The organism is Ramlibacter tataouinensis (assembly GCF_001580455.1).
GTDB classification, from domain to species: Bacteria; Pseudomonadota; Gammaproteobacteria; order Burkholderiales; family Burkholderiaceae_C; genus Ramlibacter; species Ramlibacter tataouinensis_B.
The window spans coordinates 4,472,674-4,488,498 of record NZ_CP010951.1 but is presented as its reverse complement, the minus strand read 5'-3'; the positions used below and the strand labels follow the sequence as shown (position 1 = coordinate 4,488,498).

The 15,825-nt window shown below is 68.4% G+C and carries 14 protein-coding genes; 3 read left to right on the top strand and 11 right to left on the bottom strand.

Going from position 1 to position 15,825, the window contains the following annotated elements:
* The 5 genes from UC35_RS20880 to UC35_RS20860 form a co-directional block, all read right to left on the bottom strand.
* Window positions 1–1,431: a sulfatase-like hydrolase/transferase gene (locus UC35_RS20880; protein WP_061503134.1), complete on the bottom strand. Its 1,431-nt coding sequence runs from the start codon at window positions 1,429–1,431 to the stop codon at window positions 1–3.
* 169 nt (window positions 1,432–1,600) lie between these two features.
* Window positions 1,601–2,782, bottom strand: a complete 1,182-nt coding sequence (locus tag UC35_RS20875; protein ID WP_061503132.1) for an acyl-CoA dehydrogenase — start codon at window positions 2,780–2,782, stop codon at window positions 1,601–1,603.
* A gap of 23 nt (window positions 2,783–2,805) precedes the next feature.
* On the bottom strand, window positions 2,806–3,942 hold the full coding sequence (locus UC35_RS20870; RefSeq protein WP_061503130.1) for a CaiB/BaiF CoA transferase family protein: 1,137 nt from the start codon (window positions 3,940–3,942) through the stop codon (window positions 2,806–2,808).
* Window positions 3,943–3,944: 2 nt separating this feature from the next.
* Window positions 3,945–4,919: a Bug family tripartite tricarboxylate transporter substrate binding protein gene (locus UC35_RS20865; RefSeq protein WP_061503128.1), complete on the bottom strand. Its 975-nt coding sequence runs from the start codon at window positions 4,917–4,919 to the stop codon at window positions 3,945–3,947.
* Window positions 4,920–4,929: 10 nt separating this feature from the next.
* Window positions 4,930–6,645: an acyl-CoA dehydrogenase family protein gene (locus UC35_RS20860; protein WP_061503126.1), complete on the bottom strand. Its 1,716-nt coding sequence runs from the start codon at window positions 6,643–6,645 to the stop codon at window positions 4,930–4,932.
* A gap of 101 nt (window positions 6,646–6,746) precedes the next feature.
* Between UC35_RS20860 and UC35_RS20855 the strand changes: the two genes are divergently transcribed.
* Entirely contained in the window at window positions 6,747–7,634 is an 888-nt protein-coding gene (locus UC35_RS20855) for a LysR family transcriptional regulator (protein WP_061503124.1), read from the top strand.
* 44 nt (window positions 7,635–7,678) lie between these two features.
* Here UC35_RS20855 and UC35_RS20850 read toward each other — a convergent pair whose 3' ends face one another.
* From UC35_RS20850 to dusA, 5 genes are all read right to left on the bottom strand, one after another.
* Window positions 7,679–8,077: a RidA family protein gene (locus UC35_RS20850; protein ID WP_061503122.1), complete on the bottom strand. Its 399-nt coding sequence runs from the start codon at window positions 8,075–8,077 to the stop codon at window positions 7,679–7,681.
* Entirely contained in the window at window positions 8,074–9,216 is a 1,143-nt protein-coding gene (locus UC35_RS20845) for an acyl-CoA dehydrogenase family protein (protein WP_061503120.1), read from the bottom strand. Before UC35_RS20845 ends, UC35_RS20850 begins: the two co-directional genes overlap by 4 nt.
* 1 nt (window position 9,217) lies before the next feature.
* Window positions 9,218–10,078, bottom strand: a complete 861-nt coding sequence (locus tag UC35_RS20840) for an enoyl-CoA hydratase family protein (RefSeq protein WP_061503119.1) — start codon at window positions 10,076–10,078, stop codon at window positions 9,218–9,220.
* Window positions 10,062–12,401: a bifunctional salicylyl-CoA 5-hydroxylase/oxidoreductase gene (locus UC35_RS20835; RefSeq protein WP_061503116.1), complete on the bottom strand. Its 2,340-nt coding sequence runs from the start codon at window positions 12,399–12,401 to the stop codon at window positions 10,062–10,064. The genes UC35_RS20840 and UC35_RS20835 overlap by 17 nt, the downstream gene beginning before the upstream one ends.
* A gap of 78 nt (window positions 12,402–12,479) precedes the next feature.
* Window positions 12,480–13,466, bottom strand: coding sequence for a tRNA dihydrouridine(20/20a) synthase DusA (dusA, locus tag UC35_RS20830; protein ID WP_061503114.1), 987 nt, complete (start codon window positions 13,464–13,466; stop codon window positions 12,480–12,482).
* A 100-nt stretch (window positions 13,467–13,566) separates the two neighbouring features.
* Between dusA and UC35_RS20825 the strand changes: the two genes are divergently transcribed.
* The gene (locus UC35_RS20825) at window positions 13,567–14,505 is read left to right on the top strand and encodes an FkbM family methyltransferase (protein ID WP_158513946.1); all 939 of its coding nucleotides are present in this window, start codon (window positions 13,567–13,569) and stop codon (window positions 14,503–14,505) included.
* Between the two features lie 121 nt (window positions 14,506–14,626).
* Window positions 14,627–15,034 carry a hypothetical protein gene (locus UC35_RS20820; protein WP_061503110.1) on the top strand — a complete coding sequence of 136 codons (408 nt, stop codon included), beginning with the start codon at window positions 14,627–14,629 and terminating at the stop codon, window positions 15,032–15,034.
* Between the two features lie 15 nt (window positions 15,035–15,049).
* On the opposite strand, the gene phbB is transcribed toward UC35_RS20820, so the two are convergent.
* Entirely contained in the window at window positions 15,050–15,787 is a 738-nt protein-coding gene (phbB, locus tag UC35_RS20815; protein ID WP_061503108.1) for an acetoacetyl-CoA reductase, read from the bottom strand.
* Window positions 15,788–15,825: the final 38 nt, after the last annotated feature.

Here is a 15,825-nt window from a genome sequence, read left to right as displayed (position 1 = left end):
CTAGGGAGGCGACAGCCACAGCTCGTCGTAGAAGGCCGAGTGCGCGCGCAGCTTGGCGTCGAGCTGCGGGTCCGTGGCCAGCGACGAACACGGCGCGTCGCCGATGGCCGAGCAGCCCAGTGCCAGTTGTCCGTCCGCCAGCTCGAAGCCCAGCACCGCCAGCAGCGATGGGAACAGGTCGAAATGGTCGATCTCCTCCGCGTGGATGCCAGCCCGGGGCGCCGGCACGAAGCGGTTGAAGATCGAGCGCTGCGACAGCGGACCCAGCCTGTCGCTCAGCTCGCTTTGCTGCAGCAGGTGGTCGCCCGTGATCACCAGTTGCGTGTCCCGCAGCAGCCCTGCCCTTTCAGCGGTCTCGACGAAGTTGCGCAGCAGCAGCGAGGTGCACAGCACCGCGTCCTGCATGTCGTGGTTCGGCCGCGGGCACGAGGGCGAGGGAAAGCCGTGCGGAGGGTGCGCCGCATGCGTCAGCAGTGTCAGGTTGAACGGCTGCCCCGCGCGCTGCAACCTGGCCAACTCGGCGAGCGCCTGCAGCAGCAGGTAGTCGTCATGCACGCCCCAATCGGTGAGCAGCACGTCCGGGTCGGCGCGCAACCAGTCCGCGCGCCCCACGACGCGGTCGTAGCCGTGGGTGCGGAAGAAGTTCGCCTTGCCGGCAAACTCGCCGGCCGCTCCGCCGAGGAAGACGTTGGTCCAGCCGTTGGCCTTGAGCACGTCACCCAGGCAGCGCGCCCCGGGCAGGAAGGCGTCGCTCACCTGGCCCAGGTCGTTGTGCCCGAAGATGCCCAGCGGCTTGAGCGGCAGGCCGCATTGCGTGGCGACGATGCCGGCCATGGTCCAGCCGGTGCCGTGCGCCTGGCGGAAATGCGGCACGGCGGCACCCTGCAGCGAAGCCAGCGGCTGCAGCAGGCCGTCGGCGAGCCGCGGCGGCGCATAGTCCGCCTCCATGGACTCGGCATAGATCAGCACCAGGTTCCTGCGCTGCGCCGGAGGCGCCACCTTGGCCGGCCAACGATAGCTGGCGGCGATCCAGTCCTTCCCACCCACGACATCCGTGGAGGGCCAGGCCAGCACCCGGGTGCTGGCCCAGCCCGCCGCCAGGGCAACGCAGGTCGCCAGCAGCGCAGGGTGCGACACTGCCCGCCCGGCGGCAGTCATCCGCGCGCCCATTCGCATCCGCCACGCCGACGGCGCCAGCCGCATGACCAGCATGACCAGCGCGGGGCCGATGGCCGGCGCCAGCACCACGTTGACGATGAAGTTGCGCGCCAGCGCGTGGTTCGACCACACCATGGCGGCCGGTGCTTCCTGAAGGTGGTAGAGCAACTGCTCCGGCTCCACCTGGCCGAACTTGCGCACGAACCAGTGCGCGCCGCAAATCACGAACAGCAGGAGGTAAAGCAGCAGGATCTGGAGGAAGCGGCGTGGCATGGAGGCTGGGTCGCATCGATAGCGCTGGCGCGCCATGCTGACTCAGCAATTTCAGCCTCTTGCAACTGCCGTGTTGCTCGCAGGTAAAGATGGGGGCCCGAAATTACAAGCGGTACCCCAATGGTCCACATCCGGCCCGCCGGCCCGGCACCGCCGCCGGCCAGAGCCGTCAGAACGCGCTGATCCCCGTTTGCGCCCGGCCCAGGATCAGCGCATGCACGTCGTGCGTGCCCTCGTAGGTGTTGACCACCTCCAGGTTGACCAGGTGGCGCGCTACGCCGAATTCGTCGCTGATGCCGTTGCCGCCCAGCATGTCGCGCGCGGTGCGGGCGATCTCCAGCGCCTTGCCGCAGGAGTTGCGCTTCATGATCGAGGTGATCTCCACCGCCGCCGTGCCTTCGTCCTTCATGCGCCCCAGCCTCAGGCAGCCCTGCAGGCCCAGCGTGATCTCGGTCTGCATGTCGGCCAGCTTCTTCTGCACCAGCTGGTTGGCCGCCAGCGGCTTGCCGAACTGCTTGCGGTCCAGGGTGTACTGGCGCGCGCGGTGCCAGCAGTCTTCGGCCGCGCCCAGGGCGCCCCAGGCGATGCCGTAGCGCGCTGAGTTGAGGCAGGTGAAGGGCCCTTTCAGGCCGCGCACCTCGGGGAAGGCGTTCTCCTCGGGGCAGAACACCTCGTCCATCACCACTTCACCGGTGATGGAGGCGCGCAGGCCCACCTTGCCCTGGATCTTGGGCGCCGTCAGGCCCTTCCAGCCCTTTTCCAGCACGAAGCCGCGGATCGCGCCTTCGTCGTCCTTGGCCCAGACCACGAACACGTCGGCGATCGGCGAGTTGGTGATCCACATCTTGCTGCCCGAGAGCCTGTAGCCGCCGTCGACCTTGCGGGCACGGCTGACCATGCTGCCGGGATCGGAGCCGTGGTTGGGCTCGGTCAGGCCAAAGCAGCCGATCCACTCGCCGCTGGCCAGCTTGGGCAGGTACTTGCGCCTGGTCTGCTCGTTGCCGAACTCGAAGATCGGCACCATCACCAGCGAGGACTGCACGCTCATCATCGAGCGGTAGCCGGAGTCGATGCGCTCGACCTCACGGGCGATCAGGCCGTAGCAGACGTAGTTCAGCCCCGCTCCGCCGTACTGCTCGGGGATGGTGGCGCCCAGCAGGCCGAGCGCGCCCATCTCGCGGAAGATGGCGGCATCGGTGGTCTCGTGGCGGAAAGCCTCGAGCACGCGCGGAGCGAGTTGCTCCTGGCAATAGGACGCGGCGGCGTCACGCACCGCGCGCTCGTCGTCGGTCAGCTGCTGGTCCAGCAGCAGCGGATCGGCCCAGTGGAAGGTGGCTTTGGCAGCGGCCATGAAGTGCTCCAGAAATTGCGTATTCAGGTAGGCAGGAAACCGTCGCCCTCGGTGAGGGGCGCGTGGCGGTAGCTTGCCGGCGTGCGCGACAGCTTAATCGGCGAGGCGACGCCGCGGTAGCCGCCGGGCAGCTCGACCAGCATGCCGCGGTGCGCGGTGTGCGCATGCTGCAGCGCCTGCGGCACCGACAACACCGCGGCGCAGGGCACGCCCTTGCGAACCAGCTGCTCGGCCAGCGCCGGTCCATCGAAGGCCGCCAGCCGGGCCTCGAGGGCCGTCTTCAGCATCTGCCGGTTGACCGAGCGGGCCTTCGCCGTGGCGTAGCGTTCGTCTTCAGCCAGGCTGGGCACGCCCAGGTGGCGGCACAGGATTCCGAACTGCTTGTCGTTGCCTACGGCGAAGAACACCGGCTCGGTGCCGGTCTGCAGGTTGTCGTAGGGGTAGATGTTGGGATGCGCATTGCCCGTGCGTTCCGGCGTCCTGCCATCCATGAACCAGTTGGCCGCATGCGGATGCAGCAGCGACACGCCCGAGTCGTAGAGCGCCGCTTCCACGAACTGTCCGCGGCCGCTGCGCTCGCGCTCTCGCAGCGCCATCATCACGCCCAGCGCGGCGTTGAGGCCCGTCACCATGTCCACCACCGGCATGCCCACCCGCAGCGCGCCCCCGTCGGACTCGCCGTTCACGCTCATCAGGCCGGTCAGCGCCTGCACGGCGGCGTCGTAACCCGGCAAGCCGCCGAGCGGACCATCCGCGCCGAAGCCGGAGACGCGGCAGTGCACCAGCCTCGGGAAGCGCTCGGCCAAGACGTCCTGGCCCAGGCCCCACTTCTCCAGCGTGCCTGTCTTGAAGTTCTCGATGAAGACGTCGGCCTGGGCGAGCAGCGACAGCAGCACTTCCCGGCCCTCGTCGCTGGCGAAGTCCAGTCGCATGGTCCGCTTGTTGCGGTTCAGGCCCATGTAGTAGGAGGCGACGCCGGCCGTGCTGAAGGGTGGCCCCCAGGTGCGCGTGTCGTCGCCCTGCGGCGGCTCGATCTTGAGCACATCGGCGCCGTGGTCGCCCAGCACCTGGCCGCAGAACGGACCGCCCAGGATGCGCGAGGCGTCGACGACGCGGATGCCGGCGAGCGCGCCGGGCGTGGAGGGGTCGGCTTGGCCCATGTTCAATCCGCCTTGGCGCCGGAGGCCGCGATCACGTCGCGCCACTTCTCCTGCTCCTTGCGCATATAGACCGCCAACTGCGCGGGCGTCAGGTCGTTCGGCAGTTCGAGGCCCTGCGACTGGAGGCTCTGGCGCACCGCCGGCTGCTGCAGGATCTGGGCAAAGGCTGCGTTGAGGCGGGTCACGGTGGCCTGCGGCGTGCCGGCGGGCACGACCATGCCAAAGAACACGCTCACGTCAAAATCCTTGAGGCCCTGCTCCATCAGCGTGGGCACCTCGGGCAGCGCGCGCGAGCGCGTGGCGGTCGTGACGCCCAGGATGCGCAGCTTGCCGGCCTTGGCGTGTGGCAGCGCAGTGAGCACATCGGTGAAGGCCATCGCCACCTGGCCGGCCAGCAGGTCGTTCAGCGCCGGGCCGGTGCCGCGATAGGGGACGTGCTGCACGTCGGTGCCCGCGCGCATGTTGAACAGGGCGCCGGCCAGATGCGAGGACGCGCCGTTGCCCGACGAGGCATAACTGAGCTTGCCCGGGTTGGCCTTGATGTAGGCGATCAGCTCCTTCAGGTTGCGCGCCGGGATGGATGCATTGATCGCCAGCACGTTGGGCAGGTAGCCGACCTGGATCACCGGGCTGAAGCTGCGCACCGGGTCGTAGTTGATCTTCTGGTACAGCATGCCGTTGATGGCGAGCGGGCCCGAAGTGCCGAACAGGATCGTGTGGCCGTCGGGCTCGGCGCGCGCCACCGCTTCCGCTCCGACGTTGCCGCCGGCGCCGGCCTTGTTTTCGACGATGACGGGCTGGCCCAGCTGCGCCTTCAGGGCGGTTCCCAGCGTGCGCGCCATGGCATCGGTGGGGCCACCGGGCGCGAAAGGCACGACCAGCGAAACGGGCTTGCTGGGAAAGTCGGCCGCCCAGGCGCCGGCCGCGGGAAGCGCGGCGGCGAGGCAGGTCAAGGTCAGGACTTGGCGTCGGTTCATGGCTGTCTCCTTAGAAGAGGTGGATGGCTTCGAGGCGGTCTTGCGCCCGGGGCGCCGGTTCGAGCAGTTCGGAAAGCCAGGGCTCCTCTTCCTGGGCGTCGTACGGGTTGCGGGGCAGCAGCCGCTGGCGGATCACCAGTTGCGCCATGCGCATGCGCGTGGGCGAAGGCATGCGCGTGGCCTCCCAGGCCATGGCGATGCCAGTGGTCGCGTGGTAGAGCGCGCTGGCCGCCTCGCGGGCCGCATGGTCCAGCGTGCCGGCCGCTTCGGCCACCTGCGACGCCAGCGCCAGGCTGCGCTGCAGGGCGGTTTCGATCGTGTCCCGCGCCCTGGGATGCAGGGCGGCCTCCGCCAGCAGCCCGCGGAGGTGTCGTTCCAGCGCGGTCAGCGAGTCTTCGCGGCGCACCGAGCGGATCACGTCCAGCGCCACGATATTGCTCGTGCCTTCCCAGATCGAGCCCAAATGGGCATCGCGGACCAGGCGCGGATCGCTCCACTCCTCGATGTAGCCGCAGCCGCCGCGCACTTCCATCGCATCGCCGGTCACCTTGCGCGCATCGCGGCAGGCGCGGAACTTGATGAGCGGGGTCAGGATGCGCGCGAGGGCATAGGCGCCCGCTTCACCGGCGTCGGAGCGGCGCAGCGCTTCGGCCGTCTGGAACAGCATGGTGCGGGCCTGCTCGGTGGGCAGCAGCAGCTTGGCGAGCTGGCGGCGCATCAGCGGCAGCTCGATCAGGCGCTTGCCGAACGCCTGCCGGTGCTGCGCCACGTAGAGCGCTTCGCCATAGGCACGGCGCATGAGGCCGGCGGCGCGCATGCCGTTGGACAGCCGGGAGTTGTTCACCATGTCGGCCATCTGCTGGAAGCCGCGTCCGGCCTCGCCCACCAGCCAGGCCTGCGCGCCCTCCAGCCGGATCTCGCCGCTGGCCATCGAGCGCGTGCCCAGCTTGTCCTTGAGGCGGATGATCCGGTAGGCGTTGGCGCTGCCGTCGTCCAGCGTGCGCGGCAGCAGGAACAGCGAGACGCCCTTCATGCCGGCGGGGGCGCCGTCGATGCGGGCCAGCACCATGGCCAGCCCCGCATCCGGGTTGGAGCAGAACCACTTGTCGCCGTAGAGCCGGAAGTGGCTGCCCTCGGGCACGGCCCGCACCGCCGTCGCCGCGATGTCCGAACCGGCCCCCTGCTCCGTCATGAACATGGCGCCTTGATGGAGCTGGTCGAAGTCCTGCGTGGTGAGGCGGTCGAAGTATTTCGCCACCAACGCCGGATCACCGAACTTGCGCAGCGTGCGCGTCAGCGAATCGGTCATCGACAGCGGGCAGCACAGGCCGAACTCGGCCTGCACGAAGAGATAGGAAAGCGCGTACTTGGCAGCGGCCGGCATCGGCCGGTCCCAGCCCAGCACGCCGCCGCGATGCGACATGGCGGCGAGGCCGAATTCGGAGAAGGCGGCGCGCTCCAGCTCGACATAGGCCGGATGCTTGACGATGCGCTGCGCGTCCATGCCGGCGCGGGTGCGGTGCTCCAGGGTCGGGGGATTGCGGTCCGCCACGGCCGCAAGCTCATCGAGCACGCCGCCCGCCAGGCCGCCCAGCCGCGACAGGTGGGGCTCGAGCAGGGCCAGGAGCTCAGCCGGGAGGTACAGCGGCAGCAAGGCCTGCAGTTGCGCGTCGGCTTCGTAGAGGTTGGCGCCGCGCTGGTCGGGCACCGGATGGGGAGTGTTCATGGGGCTTGGTCTCCTGCTTGCGACGCAGTGTGGGCGATGCGATCATTCGCGTCCAATTCGAATTTCAGCTTCGTCGATACGTCTTGCCTATGACTGCCCCGATGGAATTCCGGCACCTGCGGTGCTTCCTGGTGCTAGCGAAGGAACTGCATTTCGGCCGTGCCGCGCAGCGCCTGGCCATGTCGCAGCCGCCCCTGTCGGTGGCCATCCAGCAGCTCGAGGAAGCGGTGGGCACCCGTCTCTTCGAGCGCGACAGCAAGCGCGTGAAGCTCACCGCTGCCGGCGAGGCATTCCGCGTGCAGGCCCAGGCGCTGGTCACCCGCGCCGAGGAGGCAAAGGTACATGCGCGCGAAGTTGCAGCCGGGGCGCTCGGCCGGGTGCGCATCGGTTTCGTGGGCTCGATGCTGTTCCGTGGCCTGCCTTCCTGGTTGCACCGCTTCCAGGCAGAACACGCGCGCATCGAGATCGAGCTGAGGGAGCTCAACTCCCAGGAGCAGATCGAGGCCCTGATGCATGACCAGCTGGACGTGGGGTTCCTGCAGACGGACAAGCTGCCCGCGGCCCTGCAATCGATCCCCGTCGGATCGGAACCCTTCGTCTGCTGCCTGCCCGAGGGGCATCCGGCAGCGCGCAAGCGGCAAGTGCCGTTGGCGCTGCTGAGCGAGGATCCCTTCGTGCTGTTCTCGCGCCAGGTCTCGCCGGACTCCTACGCCAGCATCATCGACATGTGCCGGGCCGCGGGTTTCTATCCGCGCGTGCGGCACGAAGTGCGGCACTGGCTGTCGGTGCTCGCGGTCGTGTCGCAGGGAATGGGCGTGTCCGTGGTGCCGGCGCCGCTGCGCACGACCGGCATGGCCGGCGCGGTGTTCCGGCCGCTGGCCGGTGGCGGCCGGCAGTCGGACGTCTTCTGTGCCTGGATGCCGGAGATGGACCAGCCGGCGCGGGACCGCTTCCTGAAGGTGGTGAGCGCCGGAGTCAGAACGCGCTGATCCCCGTCCGCGCGCGGCACAGGATCAGCGCGGCGGTCGTTGGCTCAGTCCGGCAGCACCGCGGTGACCTCGATCTCGACCTTGGCGCGGTCCTCGATCAGGGCTTTCACTTCGACGGCGGTCATCGCGATGTCGTAGCAGCCCATGATCTCGCGGAACGCCCGCCCGATCTCGGGCGAAGCAGCCAGGTATTCGCGCTTGTCGGTCAGGTACCAGGTCATGCGGACGATGTCCTGGGGATTGCCGCCGGCCTCGCGCAGCACCGCGGCGACATTCTGCAGGGCCTGCCGGGCCTGTGCCGCGAAATCGTCGCTGGGGAAACGCCCCTGGGCGTCCCAGCCAATCATGCCGGCGATGAACAGCATGCGGCCGCGCGCCACCACGCCATTGGCATAGCCCTTGGGGCGGGACCAGCCCTCCGGAAGAATGACCTGGTGGCTCATGGAGTGGCTTCCTTCAACAGTTCGCGCGCGATGATGAGCTGCTGCACCTCGGTCGCGCCCTCGTAGATGCGCAGGCTACGGATCTCGCGGTACAGCCGCTCCACCGTCTCGCCGCTCTTGACGCCCAGCCCACCGAACATCTGCAGCGCGGCATCGATCACCTGCTGGGCGCCTTCGGTGGCCGCCATCTTGGCCATGGCCGCCTCCTTGGTCACCGTGGCGCCCTGGTCGCGCAGCCAGGCGGCGCGGTAGACCAGCAGCGCGGCGCTGTCGACGGTCGTCGCCATCTGGGCCAGTTTCGCCTGCGTCAGCTGGAAGTCCGCCAGCGTCTGGTTGAACATCCGACGAGTGGTGGCGCGCTTGAGGGCCTCGTCGAGCGCGCGGCGGGCAAGACCCAGCGCGGCCGCGGCCACCGAGGTGCGGAACACATCCAGCGTGCGCATCGCCACCTTGAAGCCTTCGCCCGCGGCGCCGACGCGCTGTGCCAATGGCACGCGGCAGTCGGTGAAACGCAGGCGCGCCAGCGGGTGCGGCGCGATGACCTCGATGCGCTCGGCGATCTCGAAGCCGGGCGTGCCGGCGTCGACGATGAAAGCGGAGATTCCGCGCGCGCCCGGCGCTTCGCCGGTGCGGCAGAACACCACGTAGAAGTCGGCGATGCCGCCGTTGGAGATCCAGGTCTTCTCGCCGTTGAGAACGGCATGGTCGCCTTCGATGTGCGCGCTGCATTGCATCGCGGCAACGTCCGAGCCGGCTTCCGGCTCCGACAGCGCGAAGGCGGCGATCGCTTCCCCGCGCGCCACGCGCCCCAGGTAGCGGTCCTTCTGCTCGCGCGTGCCCTGCAGGCTGATCGCGCCCGATCCCAGGCCCTGCATGGCGAAGGCGAAGTCGGCCAGCCCTTCGTGCCGCGCCAGCGTCTCGCGCAGCAGGCAGATCGCGCGGGTGTCGATCGCGTCGCCCACCGCATGCTGCAGCCAGCCGCCCCGGCCCAGCTCGCGCACCAGCGCGCGGCACTGCGCGTCCACATCGCCGCTGCCGTGTCCTGAAAGGTGTCCGGCCGCCCAGTCCTCGAGCTCACGCGCCAGCTGCCGGTGGCGCGCTTCGAAAAATGGCCAGTCCAGGTAGCAAGTGTCGCTCACGTCAGTCGCCCTCGAATGTCGGTTTCTGCTTGGCCACGAAAGCCTCATAGGCCCGCCGGAAGTCTTCGGTCATCATGCAGACGGCCTGCGCCTGGGCCTCGGCCTCGATCGCCTGCTCGATGGTCATGGCCCATTCCTGGTGCAGCATGGTCTTGGTGATGCCGTTGGCGAAGCTGGGGCCCTGCGCCAGGTCCAGCGCCAGCTTGCCGGCTTCCGCCAGCAGCGCTTCGGGAGCGCACAGCCGGTTGAAGAAACCCCAGCGTTCGCCCTCCTCGCCGCCCAGCGCCCGGCCGGTGTAGAGCAGCTCGCTGGCCCGGCCCTGGCCGATGAGGCGCGGCAGGATGGCGCAGGCGCCCATGTCGCAGCCGGCCAGCCCCACGCGGTTGAACAGGAACGCGGTCTTGCTGCGCGCGGTCCCCAGCCGCAGGTCCGAGGACATCGCGATGATGGCGCCGGCGCCGGCGCACACGCCGTCCACCGCCGCGATGACCGGCTGCGGGCAGGCGCGCATGGCCTTGACCAGGTCGCCGGTCATGCGCGTGAACATCAGCAGCTCGGGTGCCTTCAGGCGCACCAGCGGGCCGATGATCTCGTGCACGTCGCCCCCCGAGCAGAAGTTGCCGCCCTCCCCCGCGATCACGATGGCGCGGACGTCGGTGGCGTATTTGAGCTGGCCGAACAGGTCGCGCAGTTCCGCGTAGGACTCGAAGGTGAGCGGGTTCTTGCGCTCGGGGCGGTTCAGGGTGATGGTCGCCACCGGCCCGCTCGTCTCCCAGCGGAAGTGCGTCGCGGCGTAGCCGGCCAGCTGCCGGCGGTTGCCGGCGGCGAGCGCGGGGTCGACGCGCTCAGACGAATCGCTCATTTTCAGTCTCCCGGGCCTGCGCGGCCGCTTGCTTTTCACGTTCGAGATTGCGCTCGAGCTGCTGCTTGCCCGAGCGGTACTGCCGCGGCCACTGCAGGTCCATGTAGCCGATCTTGGCCGCTTCCATCAGCGTCCAGGCGGGGTTGGCCAGGTGCGGTCTGGCGATCGCGCACAGGTCGGCGCGGCCCGCCGCGATGATGCTGTTCACGTGGTCGGCCTCGGAGATGGCGCCGACGGCGATGGTGGCGATCCCGGCCTCGTTGCGGATGCGGTCGGCGAAGGGCGTCTGGTACATGCGGCCGTACACCGGCCGCTGCTTCTTGCTGACCTGGCCCGAGGAGCAGTCGATCATGTCGGCGCCCGCGGCCTTGAAGGCACGAGCGATCTCCACCGCGTCGTCAGGCGTGATGCCGCCTTGCACCCAGTCGTGGGCCGAGATGCGCACCGACATCGGCAGGTGCTGCGGCCAGGCGGCGCGCATCGCCTGGAAGACCTCCAGCGGATAGCGCAGGCGGTTGGCCAGCGAGCCGCCGTATTCATCGGTGCGCAGGTTGGTCAGCGGCGAGATAAAGCTCGACAGCAGGTAGCCGTGGGCGCAGTGCAGTTCCAGCCAGTCGAACCCCGCTTCGGCCGCGTAGCGCGTACTGCGCACGAAGTCCTCGCGCACCCGGTCCATGTCGGCCCGGTTCATCGCGCGCGACCAGTCGCTCACACCGTCGAGGTATTGCTGCGGCGACGCCGAGATCAGGGGCCAGTTGCCTTCGGCCAGCGGCTGGTCCTCGCCCTCCCAGGGCACGCGCGTGGAACCCTTGGGCCCCGCATGCCCCAGCTGCATCGCGATCCTGGCGTCGGTGTGCTCGTGCACGAAGTCGACGATGCGCTTCCAGCCGTCGCGCTGCTGCTCGCTCCACAGACCCGGGCAGGCGGGCGTGATGCGCGCATCCGGCGTGGGACAGGTCATCTCGGCCACCACCATGCCGGCGCCTCCCATGGCGCGGGCGCCCAGGTGCGCCAGGTGATAGTCGGCGGGCAGGCCCTCGACGCACGAGTACTGGGCCATGGGCGACACCACCACGCGGTTCTTCAGCGTCACGCCGCGCACGGTGAAGGGCGTGAACATCGGCGGCACGCTCTGCCCCGCGCCTTCGCGGGGCCGGCCGGACCGCTCGGCAATCCAGTCCTCGTAGCGCTCGACATAACGGCGGTCGCGCAGGCGCAGGTTCTCGTGGCTGATGCGCTGGCTGCGCGTGAGCAGCGAATAGGCGAACTGCTCGGGCGGCAAATTCGCGTAGCGCGTCACGTTCTCGAACCACTCGGTCGAATTGCGCGCCGCGTTCTGGATCCGCAGCACCTCGACGCTGCGCACGGCTTCATAGTCGCGCAGCGCACCGGCCAGGTCGCTGGGCGAGCGGCCGATGCAGCGGGCCAGTTCGATCGCGTCTTCCAGGGCCAGCTTGGTGCCCGACCCGATCGAGAAGTGCGCGGTGTGCGCGGCATCGCCCATCAGCACCACCGGCGCGCGGCCATTGTGGTGCACCCAGGTCTTGCAGATGACGCGCGGAAAACGGATCCACTGCGCCGACCCTCGCAGGTGGCTGGCGTTGGACATCAGCTTGTGGCCGTCGAGGTACCTGGCGAACAGCCGCTCGCAGAACTCGATGGACTCTTCCTTGCCCATGCGGTCCAGCCCCGCCTTCAGCCAGACCTCCTCCGGCGCCTCGACGATGAAAGTGGAGGTGTCGCCATCGAACTGGTAGGCGTGCGCCTGGAACCAGCCGTGCTGCGTTTCCTCGAAGGCGAAGGTGAAGGCCTCGAAGCGCTTGTGCGTGCCCAGCCAGACGAAGCGGCACCGGCGCAGGTCGATGTCGGGCTCGTAGGTGGCGGCATGCCGTGTGCGGATCCGGCTGTTGAGCCCGTCGCTGGCGATGACCAGGTCGGCGTGCGGGTAGTCCTCGTCGCCGCCGGCATCGGTCTCGAACACCAGCCTGACCCCGAGCTCCTCGCAACGCCGCTGCAGGATGTTGAGCAGGCGCTTGCGGCCGATGCCGCAGAACCCGTGGCCGCTCGAGAGGATCTTGCGCCCGCGGATGTTGACCTCGATGTCGTCCCAGTGGTTGAAGGCGCCGAGGATCTCGGTGGCCGTCTGGGCGTCGGCAGAGCGCAGGTTGCCCAGCGTCTGGTCGGAAAACACCACGCCCCAGCCGAAGGTGTCGTAGGGCCGGTTGCGCTCGACCACGGTGATCTCGTGGCGCGGGTCCTGCTTTTTCATCAGGAGCGCGAAGTACAGGCCCGCGGGCCCGCCGCCGATGCAGACGATGTTCATGGGATTGCTCCGGCCTCAATAGTTTAAGTTTAAAGCATTTGGCCGGCCGGCGGCAATCTCCCGGACCCGCCAGGGGCCTTACGCGGCCTGGGCCTCGGCTTCGTGCGCCAGCGCCATCACCTCGCGCGGGTGCCGCGACTTGAGCTTGTGGTCGCTCCACACCTGGCGCCAGCGGCGCGCGCCGGGCAGGCCGTTGCGCAGGCCCAGCATGTGGCGGGCGATGGACGCCCAGGGCGTCCCGCGCTCGGCGCCTTCCTGCGCCATGTAGTCGACCATGGCCTGTTCGACGCCCTCGCGCGTGCGGGCCGCACCGTCATCCCCGAAGAAGGCGGCATCCCACTCGGCCAGCCACCAGGGATGGTGGTAGGCCTCGCGCCCGATCATGGCGCCATCGAGGTGTTCGAGGGCCTCATGGACCTGCGGCGTGGTCCTGATCCCGCCGTTGAGGGCGAAGGCCAGCCGCGGGAAGTCGCGTTTGAGGCGGTACACGACTTCGTAGCGCAGCGGCGGCACTTCCCGGTTTTCCTTGGGCGACAGGCCCTTGAGCCAGGCGTTGCGGGCGTGCACCAGGAACACGCCGCAGCCGGCCTCGCTCACCGCCCCGACGAAATCACGCACGAACTCGTAGCTCTCGCCCTTGTCGATCCCGATGCGGTGCTTCACGGTCACGGGCACCGACACCGCGTCGACCATGGCCTTGACGCAATCGGCCACCAGCTGCGGCTCGGACATGAGGCAGGCGCCGAAGGACCCGCGCTGCACGCGCTCGCTCGGGCAGCCGCAATTGAGGTTGATCTCGTCATAGCCCCAGCGCTCGCCCAGCCGGGCGCTGTGGGCCAGCTCAGCCGCATCGCTGCCGCCGAGCTGCAGCGCGACCGGATGCTCCTGGGAACTGAAATCCAGGTGGCGCGGCACGTCGCCATGCACCAGCGCGCCGGTGGTGACCATCTCGGTGTAGAGCAGCGCATGCCGGCTCAGGAGCCGGTGGAAGTAGCGGCAGTGCCGGTCCGTCCAATCCATCATCGGCGCGACGGACAGCCTCCACCTTTCAAAGCCATTGTTCATCTGCGAAGCATTCTTTCAGGTTTTAACACGCGCCCGCCAACCTGCCCGGGGCCAACGCCCATCTAATGATCAGCCTGACATGCGAGGAGCAGAAGCGACCATGAAGCCCCAGATCGTCACAAGGTCGATGGCGCTGCCGGCCAGGCTGGAAGCGCAGATCCGGCTCGATGCCGAGTCCGAAGACCCGATTGTGCGGGCGTATCTGAACGGTGAGACGCCGAACAGCTACATGGCCGAGGTGCTCCTCGAGGTGACCCAAGCCGGCGACCACGTCATCGACCTGGGGGCCCATGTGGGCACCTTCGCGATCGCCGCGGCCGCGGCCGGGCGGCACGTCACGGCCATCGATGCGAACGCCTTCCATGTCGACCTCATCAATCAATCGGCGGCGATCAACGGGTTCCGCAACCTGACGGCCCATTGGGCGGCCATCAGTGCCTCGAAAGGCATGGTCCGCTTCGTTGAGAACGGCCTGTTCGGCCTGATCGATTTTCGCGGCGAGCACCCGGGCGCCGTCGAGGTTCCGGCGATGCCCCTGGACAGCGTGTTCGAGATGGCCGGCACCCCGGTCTCGTTCATCAAGATGGACATCGAGGGGGCCGAGTACGACGCGCTGTCGACGGGTGAATCCTCCATCCGCACCGATCTCCCCATCATCCTGTTCGAGAGCAACGGGATGACGCTGGAGCTCGCCGGCCGCTCGGTCGACGATGTGCGGGGCCTGCTCGAAGCCTGGGGCTTCAAGACGTTCCGGATGTGGGGCGGGCGGTGGATCTACGCCCCTCCCGGCCAGATGCAGCCCGAGGCCTGGGTCGACATGATTTCCGTGCATGAATCCAGGCTGGACCGTTGGCGCGACCGGATCGACTGGACCTGGCGCCGCGAAGCCATGCTGGAGATGTGCCGGACCTGGGCCGGACTCCCGTTTCCGAACACGCGGGCCTACCTGTCCCACCAGATCCGCGCCCGGATGAAGCACGATCCGGAATTCGCGTCCATTGCTGACCAGCTCGACGCCGATCCCGCTGCTGATCCATAACACCCTGTCACATCGGCGCCCACGACTTCATCCGCGTTGCTCCGCGCGCTGATTGACAATTGGCTCGGCCGGATTGATCCTAGTTCCGCGCCTATGGCGCGATCACCTTCAGGAGGTGTGGATGAAGCCCTTTGCCCTCGAGCCGAACATGCTGACTCTGCGTGGCGTGTTCTACCCCACCGGCCACATGTTCATCATGTTCCCGACGGAAAAGGACGCGCAGGACGCCGAGCACCTGCTGATTCACAGCGGCGTGCGCGGCGATGCGATCAGCCTGCTGACGCCGAAGGAGATCCACGAGAAGATCGCCGCCACCGCGATCCGGGAGAGCAGCATGCCCTCGCCGGGAACGGAAGCCGAGACCGTGCGCCATTTCGAACACCTGGCCCAGCAAGGACATCACGCCTTGCTGGTGCACGCGCCGACGGGTCGTGAGACCGAGCACGTCATGGACGTGCTGCGGTCGGCGAAGATCTCCTACGCCCAGAAGTACCGCCACCTGGTCATCGAGGACCTGGTGGAGGATTGAGGGCAGTCCGGGCGGCTAGCCCATGTGCAGGCCGCCATTGACGGAGAAGTCGGCACCGGTCGAGTAGGCGCCCTCTTCCGAAGCCAGCCAGGCGATGATCGAGGCGATCTCCGCCGGCTCGCCCAGGCGCTTGACCGGGACCGTCGCGACGATCTTCTCCAGCACGTCCGGGCGGATGGACTTGACCATGTCGGTGCCGATGTAACCGGGGCTCACCGTGTTCACGGTGACGCCCTTGTTGGCCAGCTCCTGCGCCAGGGCCATGGTGAAGCCGTGCATGCCGGCCTTGGCCGCCGAATAATTGGTCTGGCCGGCCTGGCCTTTTTCGCCGTTGACCGAGCTGATATTGACGATGCGGCCCCAGCCGCGCTCCACCATGTCGCCCACCACCTGCTTGGTGACGTTGAACATGGAGTTGAGGTTGGTCTCGATCACCGCGTCCCAGTCCTCGCGCGTCATCTTCACGAACATGCGGTCGCGCGTGATGCCTGCGTTGTTGACCAGCACGTCCACCGGCCCATGCTCCGCCTTGGCCTTGGTGAAGGCCTCCACCGTCGAGTCCCAGTTGCCCACGTTCCCGACGGACGCATGGAAGCTGTAGCCGAGCGCTTTCTGCTCATCCAGCCACTTGACGTAGTCGCGTGTCGGCCCGCAGCCGGCGATCACCTTGAAGCCTTCCTTGTGCAGGCGTTGGCAGATCGCTGTGCCGATGCCACCCATGCCGCCGGTCACGTATGCGATTTTCTGGCTCACGAAACTCTCCTTGGTAAGTGAATTGCTCTTGTACCGCT

What these genes read in the sequence shown, in the direction of transcription:
- UC35_RS20880 (WP_061503134.1), bottom strand. Translation starts at nt 1,431, where the DNA reads ATGCCACGCCGCTTCCTCCAGATCCTGCTGCTTTACCTCCTGCTGTTC.
- UC35_RS20875 (WP_061503132.1), bottom strand. Translation starts at nt 2,782, where the DNA reads ATGGCCGCTGCCAAAGCCACCTTCCACTGGGCCGATCCGCTGCTGCTG.
- UC35_RS20870 (WP_061503130.1), bottom strand. Translation starts at nt 3,942, where the DNA reads ATGGGCCAAGCCGACCCCTCCACGCCCGGCGCGCTCGCCGGCATCCGC.
- UC35_RS20865 (WP_061503128.1), bottom strand. Translation starts at nt 4,919, where the DNA reads ATGAACCGACGCCAAGTCCTGACCTTGACCTGCCTCGCCGCCGCGCTT.
- UC35_RS20860 (WP_061503126.1), bottom strand. Translation starts at nt 6,645, where the DNA reads ATGAACACTCCCCATCCGGTGCCCGACCAGCGCGGCGCCAACCTCTAC.
- UC35_RS20855 (WP_061503124.1), top strand. Translation starts at nt 6,747, where the DNA reads ATGGAATTCCGGCACCTGCGGTGCTTCCTGGTGCTAGCGAAGGAACTG.
- UC35_RS20850 (WP_061503122.1), bottom strand. Translation starts at nt 8,077, where the DNA reads ATGAGCCACCAGGTCATTCTTCCGGAGGGCTGGTCCCGCCCCAAGGGC.
- UC35_RS20840 (WP_061503119.1), bottom strand. Translation starts at nt 10,078, where the DNA reads ATGAGCGATTCGTCTGAGCGCGTCGACCCCGCGCTCGCCGCCGGCAAC.
- UC35_RS20835 (WP_061503116.1), bottom strand. Translation starts at nt 12,401, where the DNA reads ATGAACATCGTCTGCATCGGCGGCGGGCCCGCGGGCCTGTACTTCGCG.
- dusA (WP_061503114.1), bottom strand. Translation starts at nt 13,466, where the DNA reads ATGAACAATGGCTTTGAAAGGTGGAGGCTGTCCGTCGCGCCGATGATG.
- UC35_RS20825 (WP_158513946.1), top strand. Translation starts at nt 13,567, where the DNA reads ATGAAGCCCCAGATCGTCACAAGGTCGATGGCGCTGCCGGCCAGGCTG.
- UC35_RS20820 (WP_061503110.1), top strand. Translation starts at nt 14,627, where the DNA reads ATGAAGCCCTTTGCCCTCGAGCCGAACATGCTGACTCTGCGTGGCGTG.